Origin of the sequence: Pseudomonas sp. B16120 (assembly GCF_044218845.1) — a bacterium.
Taxonomy (GTDB): domain Bacteria; phylum Pseudomonadota; class Gammaproteobacteria; order Pseudomonadales; family Pseudomonadaceae; genus Aquipseudomonas; species Aquipseudomonas paracarnis.
Genome location: NZ_CP162588.1, coordinates 942,322 through 966,076, shown reverse-complemented (window position 1 = coordinate 966,076; position 23,755 = coordinate 942,322). Strand labels below are relative to the sequence as shown.

General features: G+C 61.3%; 24 protein-coding genes. 16 read left to right on the top strand and 8 right to left on the bottom strand.

Features of this window, described 5'->3' with window-relative positions; genetic code table 11:
- The first annotated feature begins 30 nt into the window (after nucleotides 1-30).
- Nucleotides 31-2,124: a TonB-dependent siderophore receptor gene (locus AB4P90_RS04710; RefSeq protein ID WP_069868941.1), complete on the top strand. Its 2,094-nt coding sequence runs from the start codon at nucleotides 31-33 to the stop codon at nucleotides 2,122-2,124.
- Nucleotides 2,125-2,647: 523 nt separating this feature from the next.
- Here AB4P90_RS04710 and hemH read toward each other — a convergent pair.
- Together hemH and AB4P90_RS04700 are read right to left on the bottom strand one after the other, a co-directional pair.
- The gene (hemH, locus tag AB4P90_RS04705; protein ID WP_395605701.1) at nucleotides 2,648-3,673 is read right to left on the bottom strand and encodes a ferrochelatase; all 1,026 of its coding nucleotides are present in this window, start codon (nucleotides 3,671-3,673) and stop codon (nucleotides 2,648-2,650) included.
- A 14-nt stretch (nucleotides 3,674-3,687) separates the two neighbouring features.
- Entirely contained in the window at nucleotides 3,688-4,587 is a 900-nt protein-coding gene (locus AB4P90_RS04700) for a TIGR01777 family oxidoreductase (protein WP_038448815.1), read from the bottom strand.
- 212 nt (nucleotides 4,588-4,799) lie between these two features.
- Here AB4P90_RS04700 and AB4P90_RS04695 point away from each other — a divergent pair, with 212 nt between their 5' ends.
- The 12 genes from AB4P90_RS04695 (at nucleotide 4,800) to AB4P90_RS04640 (ending at nucleotide 14,789) form a co-directional block, all read left to right on the top strand.
- Nucleotides 4,800-5,786: an NAD(P)/FAD-dependent oxidoreductase gene (locus tag AB4P90_RS04695; protein ID WP_395605700.1), complete on the top strand. Its 987-nt coding sequence runs from the start codon at nucleotides 4,800-4,802 to the stop codon at nucleotides 5,784-5,786.
- On the top strand, nucleotides 5,783-5,998 hold the full coding sequence (locus tag AB4P90_RS04690) for a TIGR02450 family Trp-rich protein (protein ID WP_014716848.1): 216 nt from the start codon (nucleotides 5,783-5,785) through the stop codon (nucleotides 5,996-5,998). The genes AB4P90_RS04695 and AB4P90_RS04690 overlap by 4 nt, the downstream gene beginning before the upstream one ends.
- A gap of 112 nt (nucleotides 5,999-6,110) precedes the next feature.
- Nucleotides 6,111-7,070 (top strand): DUF523 and DUF1722 domain-containing protein, encoded by a 960-nt coding sequence (locus AB4P90_RS04685; RefSeq protein ID WP_014716847.1) that lies wholly within the window; start codon nucleotides 6,111-6,113, stop codon nucleotides 7,068-7,070.
- A gap of 3 nt (nucleotides 7,071-7,073) precedes the next feature.
- Nucleotides 7,074-8,003, top strand: coding sequence for a MerR family transcriptional regulator (locus tag AB4P90_RS04680; RefSeq protein WP_014716846.1), 930 nt, complete (start codon nucleotides 7,074-7,076; stop codon nucleotides 8,001-8,003).
- The gene (phrB, locus tag AB4P90_RS04675; RefSeq protein WP_014716845.1) at nucleotides 8,004-9,446 is read left to right on the top strand and encodes a deoxyribodipyrimidine photo-lyase; all 1,443 of its coding nucleotides are present in this window, start codon (nucleotides 8,004-8,006) and stop codon (nucleotides 9,444-9,446) included.
- Complete coding sequence (locus tag AB4P90_RS04670) at nucleotides 9,439-9,861, top strand: nuclear transport factor 2 family protein (protein ID WP_014716844.1); 423 nt, start codon at nucleotides 9,439-9,441, stop codon at nucleotides 9,859-9,861. The genes phrB and AB4P90_RS04670 overlap by 8 nt, the downstream gene beginning before the upstream one ends.
- Nucleotides 9,858-10,640, top strand: a complete 783-nt coding sequence (locus tag AB4P90_RS04665; RefSeq protein ID WP_032903982.1) for an SDR family oxidoreductase — start codon at nucleotides 9,858-9,860, stop codon at nucleotides 10,638-10,640. The genes AB4P90_RS04670 and AB4P90_RS04665 overlap by 4 nt, the downstream gene beginning before the upstream one ends.
- The gene (locus AB4P90_RS04660) at nucleotides 10,637-11,884 is read left to right on the top strand and encodes an NAD(P)/FAD-dependent oxidoreductase (RefSeq protein ID WP_395605699.1); all 1,248 of its coding nucleotides are present in this window, start codon (nucleotides 10,637-10,639) and stop codon (nucleotides 11,882-11,884) included. Before AB4P90_RS04665 ends, AB4P90_RS04660 begins: the two co-directional genes overlap by 4 nt.
- Entirely contained in the window at nucleotides 11,881-12,690 is an 810-nt protein-coding gene (locus tag AB4P90_RS04655) for a DUF1365 domain-containing protein (RefSeq protein ID WP_395605698.1), read from the top strand. The genes AB4P90_RS04660 and AB4P90_RS04655 overlap by 4 nt, the downstream gene beginning before the upstream one ends.
- On the top strand, nucleotides 12,677-13,948 hold the full coding sequence (locus AB4P90_RS04650; protein WP_020302482.1) for a cyclopropane-fatty-acyl-phospholipid synthase family protein: 1,272 nt from the start codon (nucleotides 12,677-12,679) through the stop codon (nucleotides 13,946-13,948). The genes AB4P90_RS04655 and AB4P90_RS04650 overlap by 14 nt, the downstream gene beginning before the upstream one ends.
- A complete protein-coding gene (locus tag AB4P90_RS04645) occupies nucleotides 13,941-14,432 on the top strand; it encodes a DUF2878 domain-containing protein (protein WP_038448807.1) in 492 nt (163 codons plus the stop codon). Before AB4P90_RS04650 ends, AB4P90_RS04645 begins: the two co-directional genes overlap by 8 nt.
- Before the next feature lie 54 nt (nucleotides 14,433-14,486).
- Nucleotides 14,487-14,789 carry a YkgJ family cysteine cluster protein gene (locus tag AB4P90_RS04640; protein WP_003188364.1) on the top strand — a complete coding sequence of 101 codons (303 nt, stop codon included), beginning with the start codon at nucleotides 14,487-14,489 and terminating at the stop codon, nucleotides 14,787-14,789.
- 140 nt (nucleotides 14,790-14,929) lie between these two features.
- Here the strand turns inward: AB4P90_RS04640 and AB4P90_RS04635 are convergent, their stop codons facing one another.
- From AB4P90_RS04635 to hemA, 6 genes are all read right to left on the bottom strand, one after another.
- Nucleotides 14,930-15,448, bottom strand: a complete 519-nt coding sequence (locus AB4P90_RS04635; protein ID WP_014716838.1) for an acyloxyacyl hydrolase — start codon at nucleotides 15,446-15,448, stop codon at nucleotides 14,930-14,932.
- A gap of 111 nt (nucleotides 15,449-15,559) precedes the next feature.
- Nucleotides 15,560-16,354 (bottom strand): glutamate racemase, encoded by a 795-nt coding sequence (gene murI / locus AB4P90_RS04630; protein WP_395605697.1) that lies wholly within the window; start codon nucleotides 16,352-16,354, stop codon nucleotides 15,560-15,562.
- A complete protein-coding gene (locus AB4P90_RS04625; protein WP_020301462.1) occupies nucleotides 16,347-17,102 on the bottom strand; it encodes a molybdopterin-synthase adenylyltransferase MoeB in 756 nt (251 codons plus the stop codon). Before AB4P90_RS04625 ends, murI begins: the two co-directional genes overlap by 8 nt.
- Nucleotides 17,096-17,926, bottom strand: coding sequence for a peptide chain release factor N(5)-glutamine methyltransferase (gene prmC, locus AB4P90_RS04620; protein WP_395605696.1), 831 nt, complete (start codon nucleotides 17,924-17,926; stop codon nucleotides 17,096-17,098). Before prmC ends, AB4P90_RS04625 begins: the two co-directional genes overlap by 7 nt.
- Nucleotides 17,927-19,009 (bottom strand): peptide chain release factor 1, encoded by a 1,083-nt coding sequence (prfA, locus tag AB4P90_RS04615; RefSeq protein WP_014716834.1) that lies wholly within the window; start codon nucleotides 19,007-19,009, stop codon nucleotides 17,927-17,929.
- On the bottom strand, nucleotides 19,006-20,295 hold the full coding sequence (gene hemA / locus AB4P90_RS04610) for a glutamyl-tRNA reductase (protein ID WP_003188356.1): 1,290 nt from the start codon (nucleotides 20,293-20,295) through the stop codon (nucleotides 19,006-19,008). The genes prfA and hemA overlap by 4 nt, the downstream gene beginning before the upstream one ends.
- A 244-nt stretch (nucleotides 20,296-20,539) precedes the next feature.
- Here hemA and AB4P90_RS04605 point away from each other — a divergent pair, with 244 nt between their 5' ends.
- The 3 genes from AB4P90_RS04605 to ispE are packed head-to-tail and all read left to right on the top strand — an operon-like array spanning nucleotide 20,540 to nucleotide 23,739.
- Nucleotides 20,540-22,264 (top strand): tetratricopeptide repeat protein, encoded by a 1,725-nt coding sequence (locus AB4P90_RS04605; RefSeq protein ID WP_014716833.1) that lies wholly within the window; start codon nucleotides 20,540-20,542, stop codon nucleotides 22,262-22,264.
- A 4-nt stretch (nucleotides 22,265-22,268) separates the two neighbouring features.
- The gene (gene lolB / locus AB4P90_RS04600; RefSeq protein ID WP_003188354.1) at nucleotides 22,269-22,886 is read left to right on the top strand and encodes a lipoprotein insertase outer membrane protein LolB; all 618 of its coding nucleotides are present in this window, start codon (nucleotides 22,269-22,271) and stop codon (nucleotides 22,884-22,886) included.
- 49 nt (nucleotides 22,887-22,935) lie between these two features.
- Nucleotides 22,936-23,739 carry a 4-(cytidine 5'-diphospho)-2-C-methyl-D-erythritol kinase gene (gene ispE / locus AB4P90_RS04595; protein WP_178114207.1) on the top strand — a complete coding sequence of 268 codons (804 nt, stop codon included), beginning with the start codon at nucleotides 22,936-22,938 and terminating at the stop codon, nucleotides 23,737-23,739.
- The last annotated feature ends 16 nt before the right edge of the window (nucleotides 23,740-23,755 follow it).

The window sequence follows — 23,755 nt, the reverse complement described above, 5'->3', positions numbered from 1 at the left end:
GTTTCAATATCGCTATTGGAACGCTCTATCATGTCGTCTCGAAAGTTTGTGCCCCTGGCCGGCCTGGCCCTGGGTTTGCTGCTCGACCCTGCCTACGCCGAAGAAAACACCCTGGAGCTGGACACCATCAGCGTCACTTCCGACGCCTATGAATCCGCCACCGGTCCGGTCGACGGCTACCGTGCCACCCGCTCTGCCAGTGCGACCAAGACCGACACGGCCTTGCGCGACATCCCGCAGTCGATCAGCGTGATTCCGGCCACGGTACTCAAAGACCTGGGCAGTACCAGCGTTGAACGCGCCCTGGAATTCGCCGGCGGTGTGTCCAAGCAAAACAACTTCGGCGGCCTGACCCTCTACGAATACAGCGTGCGCGGCTTCACCACGTCCGAGTTCTACCAGGATGGTTTCAGCGCCAACCGTGGTTACCCCAGCACCCCGGACGCAGCGAATATCGAGCGCATCGAAGTGCTCAAGGGCCCCGCCGCCAGCCTCTATGGGCGTGGCGATCCCGGCGGCACGGTGAATATCGTCACCAAGAAACCCCAGCCCGAGGCCTTCACCACGCTGCAGACCAGCGCCGGCAGTTGGGACCGTTACCGCACCGCGCTGGATGTGAATACGCCGCTGGACAGCGAGGGGCGCGTGCTGACGCGAGTGAACCTGGCGGTTGAAGACAACCACAGCTTTCGCGATCACGTCGACGCCAAGCGCGTGTTCGTCGCGCCCTCCTTCAGTTGGCAACTGGACCCGGACACCACGCTGCTGGTGGAAAGCGAATTCGTGCGCCACAGCTCCACCTTCGACCGGGGCATCGTCGCCAACACCGGCATGTCCCATTCCACCTTCCTCGGCGAGCCCAACGACGGCAATATCCGCAACCACAACAACCGCATTCAGGCGGCGTTGGAACACCACCTCAACGACGCCTGGAAACTGCGCCTGGCCAGCCATTACAAGCAAGGCAGCCTGTGGGGCGATGCTTCGGAAAGCCGGGCGTTGAACGCAGACGGCCACAGCGTCAATCGCCGCTACCGTGAACGCTCCACCGGTTGGCATGACAGCATCACCCAGCTGGAACTGCGCGGGGTGTTCGATATCGGCAGTTGGCAACATGAACTGTTGATCGGCACCGAATACGAGGATTACCGCAAGAAAGAGCGTGTGACGACGATCGCTGGCGACTATCCCATCGACATCTACAAACCGGTGTACGGCCAGCCCAAACCCAACGGCATACGCTCCGGCACTGACTTCTTCGAACAAACCAAAAGCCACGCACTGAACCTGCAAGACCAGATCATCTTCACCGACCGCCTGCGCGGCATGATCGGTGCGCGCTTCGAACACTTCGAACAAAGCACCGACGACTTCACCCTCAACCACGCCAAGAGCCGCCAAACCCACGACGCCTTCACTCAACGCGCCGGCCTGCTCTACCAGCTCACGCCAGAAGTCGGCGTGTTTGCCAACGCCTCCACCTCGTTCAAGCCCAATGGCGGTCTGGATGCCGGTGGCAAGTCCTTCAAGCCCGAAGAAGGCGTGGGTTATGAGGTGGGCATCAAGAGCGAGCTGTTTGACGACCGCCTCAGCGCCACTCTGGCGGCCTTTCATATCGAAAAGGAAAACGTGCTGACCCTGGACCCGGCGACCAACCTCAACCGCGCCATGGGCAAGGCCCGCAGCCAGGGCTTCGACCTGCAAGTAACCGGGCAAGTGACCGACGCAGTCCGCGTGATCGGCGCCTTGGCCTACATCGACGCTGAAGTGACCAAGGGCGACAAAATCATCCCCACGGGCAGCCGCATTCTCGGCGTGGCCAAGCGCAGCGGCAGTGTGTTGGGTGTGTATGAATTCCAGGACGGCGCATTGCGTGGCTCAGACCTGGGCGCAGCGTTCACCTATGTAGGTGACCGCTCAGGCGAAGCCGGCACAGGCTTCGAACTGCCCGCCTACCACACCGTGGATTTGCTGGCCCATTACAAGGCCACGCAGAACGTGACGGTGGGGCTGAACCTCAACAACCTGTTCAATGAAAAGTACTACGAGCGGTCCTACAGCAACTATTGGGTCAACCCCGGCGAGCCGCGCAACTTCACGGTTAGCCTGACCCTTAATCTGTAGATACAGTCAAAATGTGTGGCTTGCCTGCGATGACCATAGGTAATCACGATGCGAAGCGAGCCGCTCTTGATCTTGATCTGCTTGTGATCTTGATCTCAGGCGCCCCGTTAAACCACGCTGGCCGAACGCAGGCTTGAATTCGTGGGTAACCCGGCAGGACGCCGGGTTAGCCGCCCCGCGCCATGGATGGCGCGTGGCGGCGGCCCACGGATTCAAGCCTGTGTTCGGGCACACCGAGCCTAGGCGAGGTGCCGAGTGGTGGGGCAAGAGCCCTTTGGTTACTTTGGGCTGGGCCGGCATTCCGGCTCTTTTCCAAAGTGACCCGCTGTAAAAGCGGAACCCTAAGCAGCCGTTACCGCAGGAATGGATATGTACACAATCCAACTGTGTTGACTGCCATGCCGCCTTCGCGAGCAAGCCCGCTCCCACAGTTGGTCCGCGGGGGGTCAAGTAGGGAAGCGTCGCGGTTAGGCCGCCATCGCAGGCAAGCCAGCTCCCACAATTGGATCACCGCAGGGCTCGATTACAAGGCAACCGGCGCCCGTTCGCACAGGGTATTAAGCGCCGCCGCCCACTGCGGCTCGTCATTCAGGCAAGGCACCAACACCAACTCCTCGCCCCCCGCTTCACAAAATTGCTCGCGACCGCGATCGCCAATTTCCTCCAACGTCTCAATACAGTCGGCGACGAACGCCGGGCACATCACCAGCAGCTTCTTCACCCCTTGCTGGGCCAATGCCTCAAGGCGCGCCTCGGTGTAGGGTTCGATCCACTTGGCCCGGCCCAGGCGGGACTGGAACGCCACCGACCATTTGCCCTCCGGCAAACCCAGCCGCTCGGCCACATCCCGCGCCACGCTGAAGCACTGCGCGCGGTAACAGGTGGCAAGCACTTCAGGGGATGCGTTCTTGCAGCAGTCGGCGTCCTTGAAGCAGTGCTGGCCGGTAGGGTCGAGCTTGGTCAGGTGACGCTCAGGCAAACCATGGAAACTGAGCAGCAAGTGATCGTAATCCTGCTCCACATAAGCGCGCACACTCGCCGCCAGCGCATCGAGGTACTCAGGCTGATCGTAGAACGGTTGCAGGATCGAAAACTGCACATTCAGTTGCTTGTCGCGCACCACTCGCTTGGCTTCCTCTATCACCGTGGTGACGGTGCTGTCGGCAAATTGAGGGTACAACGGCGCCAGTGTGATTTTTTGAATACCCTGGGCGGCCAGGCGCGTCAGGACCGTTTCCAGGGACGGTTCGCCGTAACGCATCGCCAGTTCCACCGGGCCCTGGGTCCACTGCGCGGTCATCTGCTGTTGCAGGCGGCGGCTCAGCACCACCAGCGGCGAACCTTCGTCCCACCAGATCGACGCATAGGCATGGGCCGATTGCTCGGGGCGCTTGATCAGGATCAGCGACACCAGCAAGCGCCGCACCGGCCACGGCAAGTCGATCACATAAGGGTCCATCAGGAACTGATTGAGGTAGCTGCGCACATCGGCCACTGAAGTGGACTTTGGCGAACCCAGGTTGACCAGTAACAACGCGTGATCGGTCATGCAACATCCTATCTTTAGAGGCGGCTGGACAAGTCGTCCAGAGCCGCACGCAACTCAGTGAACTGGAAAGTGAAACCTGCGGCCTGCAGCCGTTCAGGCAAAGCCTTTTGCCCGCCCAGCAACAAGCCGGACAACTCACCCAGGCCAACCTTCAACGCAAATGCCGGCATCGGCATGAACGCCGGGCGGTGCAGCACCTGGCCCAAGGTCTTGGCAAATTCGCGGTTGCGCACCGGGTGTGGCGCGCAGGCATTATAAGGACCGTTGGCGTCTTGCTTGTGCAGAAGAAAATCAATCAGGGCGATTTGATCCTTGATATGCACCCAGGGCATCCACTGCCGTCCACTGCCAATCGGCCCGCCCAGCGCCAGTTTGAACGGCAGCAGCAGGCGCGACAAAAAGCCGCCCTCGGCAGACAGCACCAACCCCGTACGCACCAGCACCACGCGAATGCCCAAGGCTTCGGCACGCTGGGCGGTTTCCTCCCAGGCGATACACAACTGGCTGGGGAAGTCATCCAGCACCGGGCCGCTGGCTTCGGTCAGTTCGCGCTCGCCGCCGTCGCCGTACCAACCCACCGCAGAACCGGAGATCAGCACCGCCGGTTTTTGCTCCAGGCTTTCCATCCAGGCCAGCAAGGTTTCGGTGAGGTGAATGCGACTGTTCCACAGCAATGCCTTGCGCTTGTGGGTCCAAGGCCGGTCGGCGATAGGCGCGCCTGCCAGGTTGACCACCGCGTCCACCGCGCCAATCACCTCTTGTAGACGAGCCACCCCGAGCACCTGCGCACCACACACCTGGGCGACCGTTTCCGGTTGCCGGCTCCACACCGTCAGGCGATGGCCTTGCGCGAGCCAGTGCTTGCAGAGTTGGCGACCGATCAAGCCGGTACCGCCGGTCAGCAAAATATGCATGGGACTCTCCTCATGTAACGTTCGCCGCCGCTCACTGGTCTATTTTATAAGCAGGGATCAATTTGATAATTGAGCGTGACGGGGGTTCAAGCCTTAGCTTAACCATAGGTCACGCCACACAATCAGGCACGCCAAAACTTATACCAAAAAACAATATTGTACAGCTATTGGTGTCGGCGTAGTCTGTACCCAACGGTAAAACGAGGCCTCCCATGACTGTTCCCATCGCGATCATTGGTACCGGCATCGCCGGTCTCTCCGCCGCCCGAGCGTTACAAGACGCCGGGCACGCAGTACAACTCTTCGATAAAAGCCGCGGCAGCGGTGGCCGCATGTCCAGTAAGCGCAGCGACGCCGGCGCGCTGGACATGGGCGCGCAATATTTCACCGCCCGCGACCGGCGCTTCGTCAACGAAGTGCAGCGCTGGCAAAGCAACGGCTGGGCCGAGCAGTGGAAGCCCCAGCTGTATAACTTCAAGTCCGGGCAGTTGACGCCCTCCCCCGATGAGCAGATCCGCTGGGTGGGCACACCGCGCATGAGCGCCATCACCCGCGCCCTGCTCGACGACTTGCCGGTGGAGTTCGGTTGCCGCATCACCGAAGTCTTCCAGGGCACGCAGCACTGGAACCTGCTCGACGCGGACGGCGGCAATCACGGCCCTTTCAGTCACGTGATCATTGCCACGCCGGCGCCCCAAGCCACCGCCCTGCTGGCCGCCGCGCCCAAGCTGGCGAGCGCCGCCACCGGGGTGAAAATGGACCCGACCTGGGCCATCGCCCTGGCGTTCGACAAGCCCCTGGATACGCCGATGGAGGGCTGCTTCGTGCAAGACAGCCCCCTCGACTGGCTGGCACGCAACCGCAGCAAGCCTGGGCGCGACACCACCCTCGACACCTGGGTGCTGCACGCCACCAGCGCCTGGAGCAAGGCCCACCTGGACCTGCCCAAGGAAGCGGTGATCGAACACCTGCACGGCGCCTTTGCCGAATTGCTGCACAGCGCCATGCCCGCGCCGTCGTTCAGCCTGGCGCATCGCTGGCTCTACGCACGCCCCTCCAGCAGCCATGAGTTCGGTGTGCTGGCCGACGCCGACCTGGGCTTGTTCGTTTGCGGCGACTGGTGCCTGTCCGGTCGGGTGGAAGGTGCCTGGTTGAGTGGCCAGGAAGCGGCGCGACGCTTGATCGAGCACCTGCAATGAACCGCATCAACCCCGCCAAACTGCTGCTGTCAAAATGGACGGCAGCTCATCCTCGCCACAAGGAAAAACACTTCCTGGTCACCGAGTTGTTCCGTGACGACGAGGGCACGGTGCTGGACATCGAACTGCAGGCCATCCTGACTCGGCGCGCCGAACGCCTGCCCTGGCAGACCCTGAAAAACGCTGAAGACTGGAAAATCGGCTGGAAATAAAGCGGCGGCACAAACCTGTACAAATTATTTGACTTGTACAACATCGAGCCTATGATGAGATTTAGTTGTACAAGATTTTTAGCTTGTACAGGATTCTTGCAGAGGTTTGCTTATGTCCAGCCATGTGAAACCGAAGATCGCCATCAGCGCCTGCCTTCTGGGTGAGAACGTGCGCTTCAATGGCGGTCATAAACAGTCCCTGCTATGCAGCCAGACCCTGAGTGACTACTTCGATTTTGTCCCGTTGTGCCCTGAAGTTGCCATCGGCCTGGGCATTCCTCGGCAAGCGATCCGCCTGGTCGGCGATCCCAACCAACCGCAGGCTGTGGGCAGCGTAAACCCTGCGCTCAATGTCACTCAGCCACTGGACGATTACGGCCAGCAAATGGCCCGGGAACATACCGACCTGTGCGGCTACATTTTCATGCAAAAGTCACCGTCTTGTGGGCTGGAGCGGGTCAAGGTGTACCGCGACAACGGCACGCCCGTCGACGGTGGCGGGCGCGGTATTTACGCCCAGGCGTTTTGTGCCCGCCACCCCAACCTGCCGGTGGAGGAAGACGGTCGCCTGAACGACCCGGTGCTGCGGGAAAACTTCCTCACCCGCGTATTCGTGTACGCCAGTTGGCAGCAACTATTGGCCGACGGCCTTACCCGTCACCGCTTGCTGACGTTTCACTCGCGCTACAAGTACCTGCTGATGGCCCACAGCCCGGCGCATTACAAAAGCCTGGGCCACTTGCTCGGCAGCATGGGCAAGGGCATTGACCTGCAAGCTTTGGCCGACGGCTATTTCAGCGAACTGATGGCGGGCCTGAAAAAATGCGCGACTCGCGGTACCCATACCAATGTGCTGCAACACATCAGTGGCTACCTCAAGCAGGCCATCAGCGCCGATGACAAACAGGAAATGCAGACCGTCATCGGCCAATACCGCCACGGCATCGTGCCACTGGTGGTGCCGCTGACCCTGCTCAAGCACCACTTTCGCCAACATCCGGACCGCTACATCGCGCAGCAGGCCTACCTGCAACCGCACCCGGAAAACCTCAGCCTGCGTAATGCGATCTAACCCATGAAACCTGCCCTGCTCGACGAACCCGGCGAAGACATCGCCCTGGCCCTGGAAAACGGTTGGCTGCCGATCCGCGAGGTGGCGCGCCAGACCGGCGTGAATGCGGTGACGCTGCGCGCGTGGGAGCGCCGCTACGGCCTCATCGTGCCCCAGCGCACGCCCAAAGGGCATCGGTTGTTCAGCGCCGAACACGTGCAACGCATCCAGGCCATCCTCACCTGGCTCAATCGCGGCGTGCCGGTCAGCCAGGTCAAAGGGCTGATCGACTCCGCCCAAGGTAGCCCGGAGCCGATGGAAAACGAGTGGCAGAGCCTGCGCCAGCATTTGGTGAGTGCCATCAGTGAACTGGCCGAGCGCCGGGTCGATGACGCCTTCAACCAGGCCATGGCGCTGTACCCACCACGTACCTTGTGCGAGCAACTGATGCTGCCGCTGCTCAACGAGCTGGAACAACGCTGGCAGGGCCAGTTCGGCGCGCAGATGGAGCGGGTGTTCTTCTTGTCCTGGTTGCGCAGCAAGTTCGGCGCACGGATCTATCACAACAATCGTCAACTCCACGGCGCGCCGCTGTTGCTGGTCAATCATTCCGACCTGCCCCTGGAACCCCACCTGTGGCTCAGCGCCTGGCTGGCCAGCAGTGCCGATTGCCCGGTGGAAGTGTTCGATTGGCCGCTGCCGATGGGCGAACTCGCCCTGGCGGTGGAACACCTGCAACCGCGTGCGGTGCTGCTGTATTCGAGCAAGGCGTTGCAGGTGCCGGCCCTCAGCAAACTGCTGGGCGGCATCCGTTGCCCAACCGTGATTGCCGGACCAACGGTGTGCATCCACCACGCCGAGTTGGGCGTATTAACCCAGGACATCCCTGAGTTGTCCGTGGCCGAGGACCTGTTGTCGGCCCATCAATTATTGATCCAGCGTGGAATTGTCTGAATGCATCTGATCTGGTTGCGCACCGACTTGCGCCTGCACGACAACACTGCCCTGGCGGCCGCGAGCCAGCGCGGCCCCGTCGCGGCTGTTTACCTGATCACACCCGAGCAATGGCAGGCGCATGATGACGCGCCGTGCAAAGTCGATTTCTGGCTGCGCAACTTGCAGCACCTGAGCCAGGCACTGGACAACCTCAACATCCCCCTGTTAATCCGCCACGCCGCGACCTGGGACCAGGCGCCGACGGTACTGAGCCAACTGTGCCGCGAGCTGTCGGTGGAGTCGGTACACGTCAACGAGGAATACGGCATTCACGAGAGCCGCCGCGACAGCGCCGTGGCCCAGGCCCTGGAAGCTGACGGCGTGACCTTCCACAGCTACCTGGACCAACTGTTTTTCCAGCCGGGTAGTGTGCTGACCAAGACCGGCACCTACTTCCAGGTGTTCAGCCAGTTCCGCAAGGTCTGCTACAGCCGCCTGCACAGCGCCCTGCCCCGCAGGGTGCCGACGCCAAAGGCCCAGGCCGAGCCTGGCGTGAAGAGCGACCCTGTGCCAACGGCAGTCGAAGGGTTCCCGACACCCAGCGAAACCTTGCGTGCCCTCTGGCCCGCTGGCGAAGACGAAGCGCGCCGTCGCCTTGATGCCTTCGCCGATCAGCAGATCAGCTATTACAAGGACGAACGCGACTTCCCGGCCAAGCCCGGCACCAGTCAGCTTTCTGCCTACCTGGCCGCCGGTGTGGTTTCGCCGCGCCAGTGCTTGCACGCCGCGCTGCAAACCAACCAGGGCGAGTTCGAAAGCGGCGACATCGGCGCCATCACCTGGATCAACGAGCTGCTGTGGCGCGAGTTCTACAAGCACATCCTGGTCGGCTACCCACGGGTTTCCCGCCACCGCGCGTTTCGCCCGGAAACCGAAGCGCTGGCCTGGCGCAAGGCGCCCGAAGACCTGGCCGCCTGGCAACAGGCGCGCACCGGCTTGCCGATCATCGACGCGGCCATGCGCCAATTGCTGGAAACCGGCTGGATGCACAATCGCCTGCGCATGGTGGTGGCGATGTTCCTGACCAAAAACCTGCTGATCGACTGGCGCGAAGGCGAGCGCTTCTTCATGCGCCACCTGATCGACGGTGATCTGGCGGCCAACAACGGCGGCTGGCAGTGGAGTTCGTCCACCGGCACCGACTCGGCGCCGTATTTCCGGATATTCAGCCCGCTGAGCCAATCGGAAAAATTCGACGGCGACGGCGTATTCATCAAACGCTGGCTCCCGGAACTGGCCGCGCTGAATAAAAAACAAGTGCACAACCCCGAAGCGGCTGGCGGCCTGTTCGGCGTGGCGGATTACCCGCGTGCCATCGTCGATTTGAAACAGTCTCGCGAGCGCGCCTTGGCCGCATTTCGCCGGCTGCCTTCGCGTCAGGAGATGGCCGAACATGAGTGACTTCCTGCGCCAGTTCGCCCCCACCTTCGCCACGCTGGACAAGCACAACCTGCACCTGCTCGGCCGCCTGTACAGCGAGGACGTCGCCTTCGCCGACCCCCTGCATGAAGTTCAGGGCCTGCCAGCGTTGCAGCGTTACTTTGCCGACTTGTACAGCAACGTCAGCGAGCTGAATTTTGACTTCCACGGCTTCGATACCGTGGCCGAAGGCGAGGGCTACCTGCGCTGGACTATGCGTTTTCGTCACCCACGCCTGGCCGGCGGCCAGGTGATCGAGGTGCCAGGCTGTTCCCATTTGATGTGGCACGACAAGGTTTACCGCCATCGCGACTACTTCGATGCCGGCGCCCTGCTCTATGAACATGTCCCCCTACTGGGTCGCGTTATTCGTTGGCTGAAAAGGAGAATGGGATGAGCCTTACACCGCCCCGTCGTTATTGGCTGACCGGCGCCAGCAGTGGTATCGGTGCGGCGCTGGCCGTGGAGTTGCTCGACAGCGGCGCCCACGTGGCCCTCAGTTCCCGCACCCAAGGCCCGCTGGATGCCCTCGCCGTTCGATATCCAGGCCAGGTGCTGGTGGTGGCCGGCGACCTGACCAACAGCCAGACCGTGCGCGAGATCGGTGAGCGTATCAGCGAGGTCTGGGGTTCGCTGGACACGGTGATCCTCAACGCCGGCACTTGTGAATACGTCGACGCCCGGCAATTTGACGCCTCGATCATCGAGCACGTGGTGCGTACCAACCTGCTGGCGAGCAGTTATTGCATCGAGGCCGCGCTGCCGCTGTTGCGCGCCGGGCGTACCCCGCATCTGGTGGGCGTGGCCAGTGCCGTGACCTACCTGCCCATGCCTCGCGCCGAAGCCTACGGCGCGTCCAAGGCCGGCCTGCGTTACTTGTTCGAATCCCTGCGTATCGGCCTGTCGCCAGAAAACATCGATGTCACGGTGATCAGCCCAGGCTTCGTCGACACGCCGCTGACCGAGCGCAATGATTTCCCGATGCCCCTGAGCTGGCCGGCCGACAAAGCCGCGAAACACATCTTCGCCAAGCTGGAAAAACGCCCGCTGGAAATCGCCTTTCCGGCCCTGTTCATTGCCACCTTGTGGCCGCTGTCGAAGCTGCCCAACCGCGCGCAACTGATCATCGGCAAACGCATGCTGCGCAGCCCGCCACCGAAGAAGGACGACCTGTGAAGATCGCCATTATCGGCAGCGGCATCGCCGGGCTGACCAGCGCCTACCTGCTCAGCCGTCGCCACGACATTACGCTGTTCGAGGCCAGTGACTGCATTGGCGGGCATACCCACACGGCCAAGGTGACGGTCGACGGCAAAAGCTATGCGGTGGACACGGGCTTCATTGTGTTCAACGACTGGACCTACCCCAACTTCATCCGTCTGCTGGAGCAGATCGGGGTCAGGTTCAAACCCACCGAGATGAGCTTTTCGGTGTGTGACCAAAGCACTGGCTTTGAGTACAACGGCAACAACCTCAACAGCCTGTTTGCCCAGCGCCGCAACATCCTGTCGCCGGGGTTCTGGGGCATGTTGCGCGATATCCTGCGCTTCAATCGCCAGGCGCCCCTGGACTTGCAAGAGCAGCGCATCAGCGCCGACATGACCCTGGGCGATTACCTCACCGCTGGCGGCTATGGCCCCAGGTTTATCCGGCATTACATCGTGCCGATGGGCGCGGCCATCTGGTCGATGTCCTTGGCCGATATGCTCAAGTTTCCGCTGCAGTTTTTTGTGCGCTTCTTCAAGAATCACGGCTTGCTTTCGGTGAGCAACCGCCCGCAATGGTGCGTGATCGAAGGCGGCTCCAGCTGTTATATCGAGCCGCTGACCCGCAGCTTTCGCGAACAGATACGGCTCAACTGCCCTGTGCATAAGGTGCAACGCAGCGACGAGGGTGTGGTTATCCACAGCCCGGCCGGCAGCGAAACCTTCGACCGCGTGGTGTTCGCCTGCCACAGCGATCAGGCCCTGGCCTTGCTCGATGACCCCAGCCAGGCCGAACAGCAGATCCTCGGTGCCCTGCCCTACGCCGACAACGACGTGGTGCTGCACACCGACACACGCCTGCTGCCCGACCGCAAACTGGCCTGGGCCAGCTGGAACTATCGGCTGACGGGCAACGTGCAACAACAGGCCGCCGTCACCTATGACATGAACATCCTGCAAGGCATCGACAGCGCCACTACCTTTTGCGTCAGCCTCAACCAGACGCCGATGATCAACCCGCTAAAGATCCTGGCGCGCTACACCTACGCCCATCCGCAATACAGCCTGGCCGCAGTCGCCGCACAGGCACGCTGGGAAGAATTGAACGGCGTGCGCAATACCTTCTACTGCGGGGCCTACTGGGCCAACGGCTTTCACGAAGACGGCGTGGTCAGCGCTCTGCGCATGGCCCAGGCGTTTGGGGAAACCCTGTGAACAGCGCCCTGTACAGCGGCTGGATCGCCCATCGGCGGTTTACGCCCAAGGCCCACGCCTTTCGCTACCGCATCGGCCTGCTGTACCTGGACCTCAGCGAAGAGGACGAAGTACTGGGGCTCTCGCCGCTGGCTGGCACGAGTCGCCTGGCGCCTTTCGGTTTCCGCCAGCAGGATTACCTGCGTGAATTCACGCGCCACGGCATGAGCTTGAGCGATGCTGTGCGCGACGAAGTCGGCAAGGCCCTGGGGCATACGCCCCAGGGCGCTATCTGCCTGCTGACCCAGGCCCGCAGTTGGGGCCTGGCTTTTAACCCGGTGAGTTTCTTCTACTGCTTCGAGGCTGACGGGCAACTGGGCGCGATCCTGTGTGAAGTGACCAACACCCCATGGCGCGAGCGCTATCACTACGTGCTGCCCGCCCAGGCACTGGGCGCCGATGAGCACCAGCATTTCGCCGTGGCCAAGGCCTTCCATGTGTCGCCGTTTTTGCCTCGCGAGCTGGAATACCGCATGAGTTTCAGCCCGCCCGCCGCCAGGCTCGGCGTGCATATGGCCGATTGGCAGGGCACGCAAAAAGTCTTCGACGCCACCTTGAGCCTGGAAAAACAGGCACTGAGCCGCGCCAGCCTGCATCGCTATCTGTGGCGCTTCCCCTGGATGACCGCCAAGACCGGCCTTGCGATCTACTGGCAAGCCTTGCGCCTGCTGCTCAAACGCACACCGATTTTTTCCCACCAGGCCGCCGATGGCGCCTCTCGCACCGCAGTCGGGTATACCAAGGATCGCCACCATGAAATCCCCTAGCTTATCGGTCAAGGCTAACCGCCTGAACGTCAACGGCATGACCGCTGCGCTGTTGCGCAAAGGCGTGTTGCGCCAGCTCAGCCAATTGCGCCACGGCCAGTTGGTGATCATCGAGGATGGCGAGCGGCAAGTCTTCGGCGCACGGGAAGCGCACCTGCTGGGCGAGATCCAGATTCTCGACGCGGCGGTATGGGGGCTGGTGGCGGCCAATGGCTCGATCGGCGCCGGCGAAGCGTTTATCCATGGTTACTGGACCAGCCCCGACCTCACCGCCGTGGTGCGGGTGATGGTCAGCAACCTGGAGGTGCTCGACGCCATGGAAGGCGGGCTGGCACGCCTGGCCCGGCCGTTCACTCAGGGCCTGCACTGGCTCAACCGCAACACACGCAAAGGCTCGCAAAAAAACATCGCCGCCCATTACGACCTGGGCAACGACCTGTTCGAAGAATTTCTCGACCCCACCATGATGTACTCGGCGGCGCAGTTCCTGACGCCTGATGACACCCTGGAGCAGGCACAGCTGAACAAGCTGGCGCGGATTTGCCAGAAACTGGCGCTCAAGCCCAGCGACCATCTGCTGGAAATCGGTACCGGCTGGGGCAGCATGGCGTTGTATGCGGCGCAGCATTATGGTTGCCGGGTCACCACCACGACCTTGTCCAAGGAGCAGTTCGCCTACACCGCCCAGCGTATCGAGGCGCTGGGCCTGCAAGATCAAGTGACCGTGCTGCTGAGCGATTACCGCGACCTCACCGGTGAGTACGACAAGCTGGTGTCGATCGAAATGATTGAAGCGGTGGGCCATCGTTTCCTGCCCACCTATTTCAAACAATGTGCCCAGTTGCTCAAGCCCGACGGCCTGATGCTGCTGCAAGCCATCACCATACGTGAACAGCGCTTTGAACAGGCCAAGCGCAGCGTCGACTTTATCCAGCGCTACATCTTCCCCGGCGGCGCGCTGCCCTGTGTGCAAAACATGCTGCAGATCGTCAGCCGCGACACCGACATGAACCTGCTGCACATGGAAGACTTCGGCCTGCACTACGCTCGCACCCTGCGCCTGTGGCATGAAAACTTTCGCCGCGCCCATGGCCGTCTTGCGGAACTCGGTTATGACGAATACTTCCTGCGCCTGTGGGAGTTTTACCTGTGCTACTGCGAAGGCGGCTTTATGGAGCGCACCATCGGCACCGCGCAGTTGCTGCTGGCCAAACCGGCGGCCATCAATCCGCCGCTGCTCGGGCGTTTCAGTGCTTAAATCCCTGGCCAATGCCGTGCTGTTTCAGTGCGGCTGGTTTGCCTGCGTACTCGGCGGCGATAGCCGTTGGTTGCTGATCGGCGTCGCGGTACTGGGCGCACACTTGCTGTGGATAAGTGCTTGGGCAAGAGAGGGGCAAGTGATTCTGGCCGTGACGGTGCTGGGAACGCTGGTCGATACAGCACTGCGCGGGCTCGGCGTGTTTGAGTTCAATACGCCGGGACCACTGATTCCGCTGTGGCTGATACTGTTATGGGCCTTGCTGGCCACCACCTTGCGCCATTGCCTGGCCTGGAGCGCACGGCCCTGGTGGCTGGCCAGCCTGCTAGGCGCGGTGGGCGGGCCGTTGTCTTATTACGCCGGCAGCCAATTGGCAGGCGTGAGTTTTGCGTACGGCACCACCCCAACACTGATCGGCCTGGCGCTGTTATGGGCCATGCTCTTTCCGCTGTTGCACGGGGTTGCACAGAGGCTGGAATACTGACGCCCGTCCGAGCATTCATACGCGTCTAGCGCACTTGCCTTACACTGCGCGCCTATGACCAACATCCCTCACATTCAAATCACCGAACCCGTCACCTGCTCGACGTGCGCGGCCTGTTGCTGCCAGCTGGAAGTCATGCTGATCACCGACACCGGCGTGCCGCAACGCTTTATCGATACCGACGATTGGGGAGGTGAGGTGATGCTGCGCCTGGACGACGGCTGGTGCGCAGCGCTGGACCGCGACACGATGATGTGCACGATCTATGAGCTTCGGCCGTTGATTTGCCGGGAGTTCGAGATGGGGGCGCCGGAATGCCTTGAAGAGCGCGAAGGTATTACCACGGCCTATCGCTGACCCCGAACTTCGTGACGATCACGGGCTTGTGTGGGAGCGGGCTTGCTCGCGAATGCGGTGGGTCAGTCTAAGTATGTGCTAGCTGATACACCGCTTTCGCGAGCAAGCCCGCTCCCACAGGGGGCCAAGTGTTCTTGAGATTAGAGCGGCATGGTGTAGTGCAGCGAGTAGCTCTCTACCCCATCGTTGTTGCTGCTGATGCCGGCATTGGAATAATGCGTGGCACGAATGCCCACTTCATGCCCGCCGTTGAACCGCAGGCCGAAACCCAGGCGGTCTTCGAACTGGAAGGACTGGCCGATGTTGTTGTCTTCCAGCCGAGTGCGGGAGAACAACGCCACGCCGATACCGGCTTCGATGTAGGGCTTGACCGACTCGCCGGCAAACTCATACACAAATACCGGCGAGAACGACAGGCTGCTGGCGCCTGCACGGTCGTCCCCTTCCCAATAGGTATAGGCGCCGCTCCAGTAGCCGGTCAGTCGGCCGACATTGCTCTGCATCCAGCTTTTGTCCCAATCGGAGGTCAGGCCCAGGCGGTAGGTCAGCGTCGAATCGCTGGTGCTCCCCAAGCCGAACTCCAGGCCGGCGGCCTGGGCTGAAACAGAGTGTCCCAACATAGCGGCCGCAATCGCAGCCAAACAGAACAAGCGCTTCATGTGAAACGTCCTTTGCAAACGGAATAATTGGGTTATGTACAGGCTAACGGGCTATAGAAGCCGACGCATAGCCAGAAGTTCAGCTTTTTTCAGTGTTATTTCACGAAATTTTCACGAGCCAAAGCTTCGCACAACTCCAGGATGTTTCCAAAGTGTCGGTAGGATATTTCTTAGGTGACACAGATCGCCGCTGGTCCAAAACTGTGCAGGTTCAGGTTCGCCAGCGGCCAGCAGGTCGCGATCACCCAGCAAGCGCTTGAGTTGGCGCGCCACGGCGGCGCCGGTATCAATGAGGATGATGCTGGGGGGCAGCATCTGCGCCAGGAGTGGCTTGAGGAAGGGGTAATGAGTGCAACCCAGGATGATGGTGTCGCAACCGGCGCTGAGCAGCGGCTCGACATAGCCTTGCAGCAGGGCGCGCAAGGCCGGGCTGTTGAGGTCGCCGGCTTCAATCAGCTCCACCAGGCCCGGGCACGGCTGGGTAATCACCCGTACATCGGTGGCGAAGCGGTCGAGCAAGGCGGCGAACTTGGCGCTTTGCAGGGTACCGGTGGTGGCGAGCACACCCACCACGCCACTGCGCGTGGCTGCGGCAGCAGGTTTGACCGCAGGCTCCATGCCTACCAGCGGCCAGTCGGGGTAGTGCTGGCGCAAATCGGCCACCGCGGCGACCGTGGCCGTGTTGCAGGCAATCACAAAGGCCTTGGCGCCCCGCTCGCGGAAAAACTCAGCGACCGAGCGAGAACGCTCAAGAATGAACGCCGGCGTTTTCTCGCCATAAGGAATGTGCCCGCAGTCCGCCACGTACAACAGTGACTCGTGGGGCAACAACTGCTGGATTTCTTCCAGCACCGTGAGGCCGCCGATGCCGGAATCGAACACACCAATAGGCGCGCCCTTAACCATGCTTTGCCCCGCAGACGCTGCAGCCTGGGTCACGCTTGACGCGCAACTCGCGAAAACGCGTGGTCAGCGCATCGATCAACAACAGGCGCCCCACCAACGGCTCACCAAAACCGGCCAGCAGCTTCAAGGCTTCCAGCGCTTGCAGGCTGCCCACCACCCCCACCAACGGCCCGACAACGCCGGCTTCGCTGCAGGTCAGTTCAGTGTCGCTGCCGTGCCCGTACAAACAGTGGTAACAGGGGCTGTCGGCGCGACGGGGGTCGAATACCGACAACTGCCCCTCAAGGCGAATGGCCGCGCCACTGACCAGGGGTTTGCCGGCGGCGACGCAGGCCGCATTGACCGCCTCGCGGGTAGAGAAGTTGTCGCTGCAATCGAGCACCAGGTCCACTGCGTTGACCGCAGCGGCCAGCGAGTCGGCATCCAGCGCAGCACGATGGGCGACCAGGGTGACTTGAGGGTTGATCGCCCTCAGGCGCCCCATGGCCGAATCGACCTTGGTCTGCCCCACGCTGTCGGTGTCATGGATGATCTGGCGTTGCAGGTTGGTCAAATCGACTGTATCGAAATCCGCCAGGTGCAATTCGCCCACCCCGGCAGCGGCCAGGTAAAGCGCCACCGGAGCGCCCAGGCCACCCAGGCCGACGATCAACGCGCGACTCTGCTTCAGGCGCAATTGGCCGTCGATGTCGACAGGCTGCAACAGAATCTGCCGGCTATAGCGCAACAACTCCTGATCGGTCAGCACGGGCGGCGCCCCAAGGTGATGCGCTCGTGACCGCCGAGATCGATGCGGCTGTGTACGCCGTCAAAGCCCTGGTTCAGCAACAAATCGCGCACGGCCTGGGCCTGGTCGTAACCGTGCTCGAGCAACAGCCAGCCTCCGTCGTTCAGGTGGTCAGGAGACTCTTGGGTGATCAGGCGCAAGTCGTCCAGACCATCGTGCCCCGCCACCAGCGCACTGGCCGGTTCGAAGCGCACATCGCCGGCCGCCAGGTGCGGGTCATTGTCGGCAATGTAGGGCGGGTTGCTGATGATCAGGTCGAAGCGGTGGCCTTGCAGGGCGCTGAACCAATGGCTGTTGAGCACCGTAGCGTTAGTGAGGTGCAGACGTTGACGATTGCGCTCGGCCAGGGCCACGGCCTTCAGCACGCGGTCGACCGCCGTGACCTGCCAGGCCGGCCGTTCGCTGGCCAGGGCCAAGGCGATGGCACCGCTGCCGGTGCCCAGGTCCAGGATCTGGGCGGGCGTGGCGGGCAGCAATTCCAGGGCAGCTTCCACCAGCAACTCAGTTTCCGGGCGGGGGATCAAAGTGTGCGGTGCTACTTCCAGGTCGAGTTTCCAGAAGCCTTGCTGGCCGAGGATATAGGCCACCGGCTCGCCGCTGCGGCGGCGCTGCAGGTAGCCGGCAAAGGTCAGGGCGTCTTCGCTGCTGACGATCTTTTCCGGCCAGGTATGCAGGTAGCTGCGCGATTTGCCCAGGGCAGCGGCCAACAGCAACTCCACGTCCAGGCGCGCCGTCGGCGAGTCGGGCAGGTCAGCGGCGCGCAGCAGGCTGGCAATGATGGTCATTCAGTCACCTATCGCCGCCAGTTGGTCGGCCTGGTATTCGGCGAGCAACGGCTCGATCACCGCATCCACGCCACCGGCGAGAATTTCGTCGAGGGAGTACAGGGTGAGGTTGACCCGATGGTCGGTAACCCGGCCTTGGGCAAAGTTGTAGGTGCGGATACGCTCGGAGCGGTCGCCGGAGCCCACCAGCAGCTTGCGTTCGCTGGCAATTGCGTTGGCCGCGGCGCTGGTCTGCTGGTCGTTCAACTTGGCCGACAACCAGGACATGGCCCGTGCACGGTTCTTGTGCTGGGAACGTTCTTCCTGGCACTCCACCACAATGCCCGACGGCAAGTGAGTGATACGGATCGCCGAGTCGGTCTTGTTAACGTGCTGGCCACCCGCGCCGGATGAGCGGTAGGTGTCGACGCGCAAGTCCGCCGGGTTGATCTCGATGGCTTCCTGTTCGTCCGGCTCAGGCAACACCGCGACGGTGCACGCCGAGGTGTGGATACGGCCTTGGGACTCGGTGGCCGGCACCCGCTGTACGCGGTGCGCACCGGACTCGAACTTCAGCTTGCCATAGACGTTGTCGCCTTCAACCCGGGCGATGACTTCTTTATAGCCGCCGTGCTCGCCCTCGTTCTCGGAGAGGATCTCCACCCGCCAGCCACGACGCTCGGCATAACGCGAATACATGCGGAACAGGTCGCCGGAGAAAATCGCCGCCTCGTCGCCACCGGTGCCGGCGCGGATTTCGAGGAACACGTTGCGTCCGTCGTTAGGGTCCTTGGGCAGCAACATGCGTTGCAAGTCACCCTCAAGCTCAGCGAGTTTGTCCTTGGCTTCGCGGACTTCTTCCACGGCCATTTCACGCATGTCCGGGTCGCTGTCCTTGAGCAGGGCCTGGGCACCTTCGAGGTCGGCCTGGACTTTCAGCAGGTTTTTATAGGTGGCCACAATGGGCTCAACTTCGGCGTACTCCTTGGAATAGGCACGGAATTTGGTCTGATCGGAAATGACCTCGCCATCGCCGAGCAAGGCGGTCAGTTCTTCGAAACGGTCCTGGAGCACGTCCAGTTTATTGAGCAGTGACGCTTTCATTGCGGTTTTTTATCCGAAGAGCTGTCTGACGCGCCCTCACCGAGGGCAAAGAGTTCCTGGGCCATGGCCAGCGCATCGAGGCGGCCTTCGGCGGTAAGCTTTTTCAACTGGACGCTAGGCGCGTGAAGCAGTTTGTTGGTCAGGCCACGGGCCAATTGCATCAGCACCTCTTCGGCGCCACTGCCATTGGCCAGCATGCGCTGGGCCTTGAGCAACTCTTCATCACGCAGGCGTTCACCCTGCTGACGATACGCCTTGAGCACATCCACTGCCGCCAGTTCACGCAGGCGCACCATGAAATCTTCGGCACCGGTGCTGACCATTTCCTCGGCGGCCTGGGCGGCACCCTGCCGGCTCTTGAGGTTTTCAGCGACCACTTCATGCAGATCATCAACGCTATAGAGGTAAACGTCGTCCAACTCGCCGACTTCGGGCTCGATATCCCGGGGAACGGCGATATCCACCATGAAGATCGGCTTGTGCTTGCGCAGCTTCAAGGCGCTCTCGACCGCGCCCTTGCCCAGAATCGGCAATTGGCTGGCGGTGGAACTGATGACGATATCACTGCGTACCAGTTCAGCGGGAATGTCCGACAGCAGCACCGCATGCGCACCGAACTGCTCGGCCAGAATGCTGGCGCGCTCCAGGGTGCGGTTGGCGACCACGATGCGCTTCACGCCAAGATCGTGCAGGTGACGGGCCACCAGGGTGATGGTTTCACCAGCGCCGATCAGCAGGGCCTGGCTGCGCTGCAAGTCGCTGAAAATCTGCTTGGCCAGGCTCACAGCGGCAAATGCCACGGACACCGGGTTTTCGCCGATGGCCGTATCGGTACGCACTTGCTTGGCGGAATTGAAGGTGGCCTGGAACAGGCGGCCCAGCAATGGGCCGACGGTGCCGGCCTCACGCGCCACGGCGTAGGCGGACTTCATCTGGCCGAGAATCTGCGGTTCACCCAACACCAGCGAGTCGAGACCGGCCGCCACGCGCATCATGTGACGAACTGCCGCATCCTCTTCATGCACATAAGCGCTGGCGCGCAGGTCATCGAGGCTCAAATGGTGATAATCGGCCAGCCAGCGCAGCACCACATCCGCCGAGAGATGTTCCTGCTCTATATAGAGCTCGCTGCGATTGCAGGTCGAAAGAATCGCAGCTTCGCGGCTGTCGGTAAGCCGGCAGAGCTGCTGCAGGGCCTCAACCAACTGCTCTGGCGTAAACGCCACGCGCTCGCGCACGTCTACGGAGGCAGTCTTGTGGTTAATACCGAGTGCGAGGAAGGCCATTCAATATCGCTGATGATGTCGGGAAGCCGACAATTGTCCTACTTCGAAAGATCCAGAACAACCACCGTCGTCTATTGTCCCTATATCTTATGCCTATCAATGCACTTTTGTAGGAGCGAGCAAGCTCGCTTCTACAAAGGAAAGGCAAAAGGCAGCAATAGTCGTATTCCGAGTGCCCCGGTTATGTTTGGCCGAAGGCTTGTGTCATGATGATCCGACCGCAGGTTAGTCGTCCTCTTCCTATATGAATAGATCTTCCGCGTTGCTCCTCGCTTTTGTCTTCCTCAGCGGCTGCCAGGCCATGGCACCCGTGTCGCCGGACGCTACGTCGCCGGTGGAAGACAGCACTCCCGCCCCTGAAAAACCCAAGGTTTATTCCTCGTTCAGTGAAGAAACGATCTACAGCCTGCTGACCGCTGAACTGGCCGGCCAGCGCAATCGCTTCGATATTGCACTGGATAATTACGTGACCCAGGCCATCAACACCCAGGACCCGGGGATTTCCGAGCGAGCGTTTCGCATCGCCGAATACCTGGGCGCCGACCAGGCAGCGCTGGACACCTCGCTGATCTGGGCCAAAAACGCGCCGGATGATCTGGAAGCCCAACGCGCCGCGGCGGTGCAACTGGCGCGTGCCGGGCGCTATGACGACTCCATGGTCTATATGGAGAAGGTTCTGCAGGGCAAGGGCGACACACATTTTGACTTTCTTGCGCTATCGGCCGCCGACACCGACCAGGACACGCGCAACGGCCTGATGAAGAGTTTCGATCGCCTGCTGCAAAAGCATCCGAAGAACAGCCAGTTGATTTTCGGCAAGGCCCTGCTGCTGCAACAGGACGATGAAGCCGACGCCGCGCTCAACCTCTTGGAACAGAACCCGCCGGAAGAAGGCGAAATCGCGCCGATCCTGTTGCGTGCACGCCTGCTGCAAAGCCTTAACCGCGGCAAGGAAGCGATTCCGCTGCTGGAAAAAAGCATCAAGAAATACCCCGGCGACAAGCGCCTGCTCCTGACCTATGCACGCATGCTGGTTGAGCAGGACCGGATGGAAGACGCCAAAGTGCAGTTCGCCAACCTGGTCCAGCAATACCCGGACGACGACGAACTGCGTTATTCCCTGGCATTGGTGTGCCTGGAAGCCAAGGCCTGGGACGAGGCCAAGGGCTACCTGCAAGAGCTGATCGAACGTGACAGCCACGTGGATTCGGCGCACTTGAACCTGGGCCGCATCGCTGAAGAGCGCAACGACCCGCAGGCGGCCCTGCTTGAATACGCCCAAGTCGGCCCCGGCAATGATTATCTGCCAGCGCAGTTGCGCCAAGCCGACATCCTGATGAGCAATGGCCGCACCGACGAAGCGGAAAAACGCCTGGCCGCGGCCCGCGATGCCGAGCCGGACTATGCCATCCAGCTGTACCTGATCCAGGCCGAGACCTTATCGGCCAACAAGCAGGGCGAACGCGCCTGGAAGTTATTGCAACAGGCGTTGCTGCAATACCCAGACGATTTGAACCTGCTGTACACCCGCGCCATGCAGGCGGAAAAACGCAATGATCTGGCGCAGTTGGAGAAAGACCTGCGCCTGATTATCAAGCGTGACCCGGACAACGCCATGGCCCTTAACGCCCTGGGCTACACCTTGTCCGATCGCACCACGCGCTACGCCGAAGCCAAGGTGCTGATCGAACAGGCCCACGCGCTCAACCCGGAAGACCCGGCCGTACTCGACAGCCTGGGCTGGGTGAATTACCGCCTGGGCAACCTCGACGAGGCCGAGCGCTTACTGCGCCAGGCGCTGGAGCGTTTCCCGGACCAGGAAGTTGCCGCACACCTGGGCGAAGTGCTCTGGGCCAATGGCAAGCAGCGCGAAGCCCGACAAATCTGGGAAAAGTTCCTCAAGGAACAACCCGACAGCCCTATCCTGCGCAGCACCATCAAGCGCCTGACCGGATCCGAGACCCTTTAAGCTTATGTTCTTGCGCCACATTATCGTTTTCAGTTTCATCGCCCTGCTCGCCGGTTGCGCGGGCATCGGCAGCCGTGAATCCGTTGAAGGCCAGGGCAACCCGGCACAATGGAAACAACACAAGGACCAGCTCAGCAGCATCGATGGCTGGCAGATCGAGGGCAAGGTCGGGGTGCGTGCGCCGAAAGACTCCGGCAGCGGCACCCTGTTCTGGCTGCAACGCCAGGACTACTACGACATTCGCCTCTCGGGCCCCCTGGGTCGTGGCGCAGCCCGCCTGACTGGCAGGCCAGGGCAAGTAAGCCTGGAAGTGGCCAATCAGGGCCGCTACGAGGCAACCTCTCCGGAAGAACTGCTGGAGCAGCAGATTGGCTGGAAGCTGCCCGTCTCTCATCTGGTCTGGTGGGTCCGCGGCCTGCCGGCACCTGACAGCAAGAGCCGGCTGAGCCTCAATGGCGACAGCCGCCTCGCCACCCTGGAGCAGGATGGCTGGCAGGTCGAATATTTGAGCTACGTGGAGCAAAGCGGCTATTGGCTTCCCGAACGTATCAAGCTGCATGGCACCGACCTTGATGTCACGCTGGTGATCAAGGACTGGCAACCGCGCAAACTGGGGCAATAACGTGTCCGCACAAAAATTGACCCTGCCCTCCCCGGCCAAGCTCAACCTGATGCTGCACATCCTTGGCCGTCGTGAAGATGGCTACCACGAGTTGCAGACGCTGTTTCAGTTTCTCGACTACGGCGATGAGCTGACCTTTGCCGTGCGTGAGGATGGCGTAATCCAACTGCACACCGAATTCGACGGCGTGCCCCACGACAGCAATCTGATTGTGCGGGCAGCCAAAAAACTTCAGGCACAATCCGGCTGCCCACTTGGCATTGATATCTGGATCGACAAAATCCTGCCCATGGGCGGGGGTATCGGTGGCGGCAGCTCCAATGCCGCGACCACTTTGTTGGGCCTAAATCACTTATGGCAACTGGGCTGGGACCACGATCGCCTTGCTGCGCTGGGCCTCACGCTGGGCGCCGACGTCCCGGTTTTCGTGCGGGGGCACGCCGCATTTGCTGAAGGCGTTGGGGAGAAACTCACCCCTGTAGAGCCCGAAGAACCTTGGTATGTCGTGCTGGTGCCGCAAGTATCTGTAAGTACAGCAGAAATTTTTTCAGATCCGTTGTTGACACGTAACTCTTCTCCCATTAAAGTGCGCCCCGTTCCCAAGGGAAACAGTCGAAATGACTGCTTACCGGTTGTAGCAAGGCGTTATCCAGAGGTACGTAACGCTTTGAATTTGTTAGGTAAATTTACCGAAGCAAAATTAACCGGCACTGGAAGTTGTGTGTTTGGGGGCTTCCCAAGCAAAGCTGAAGCTGATAAAGTCTCGGCCCTTCTTACAGAGACCCTTACAGGGTTTGTAGCAAAAGGAAGCAACGTTTCGATGTTGCATCGCAAGCTGCAAAGTCTGCTCTAAAAGGAACCGAGTGTTA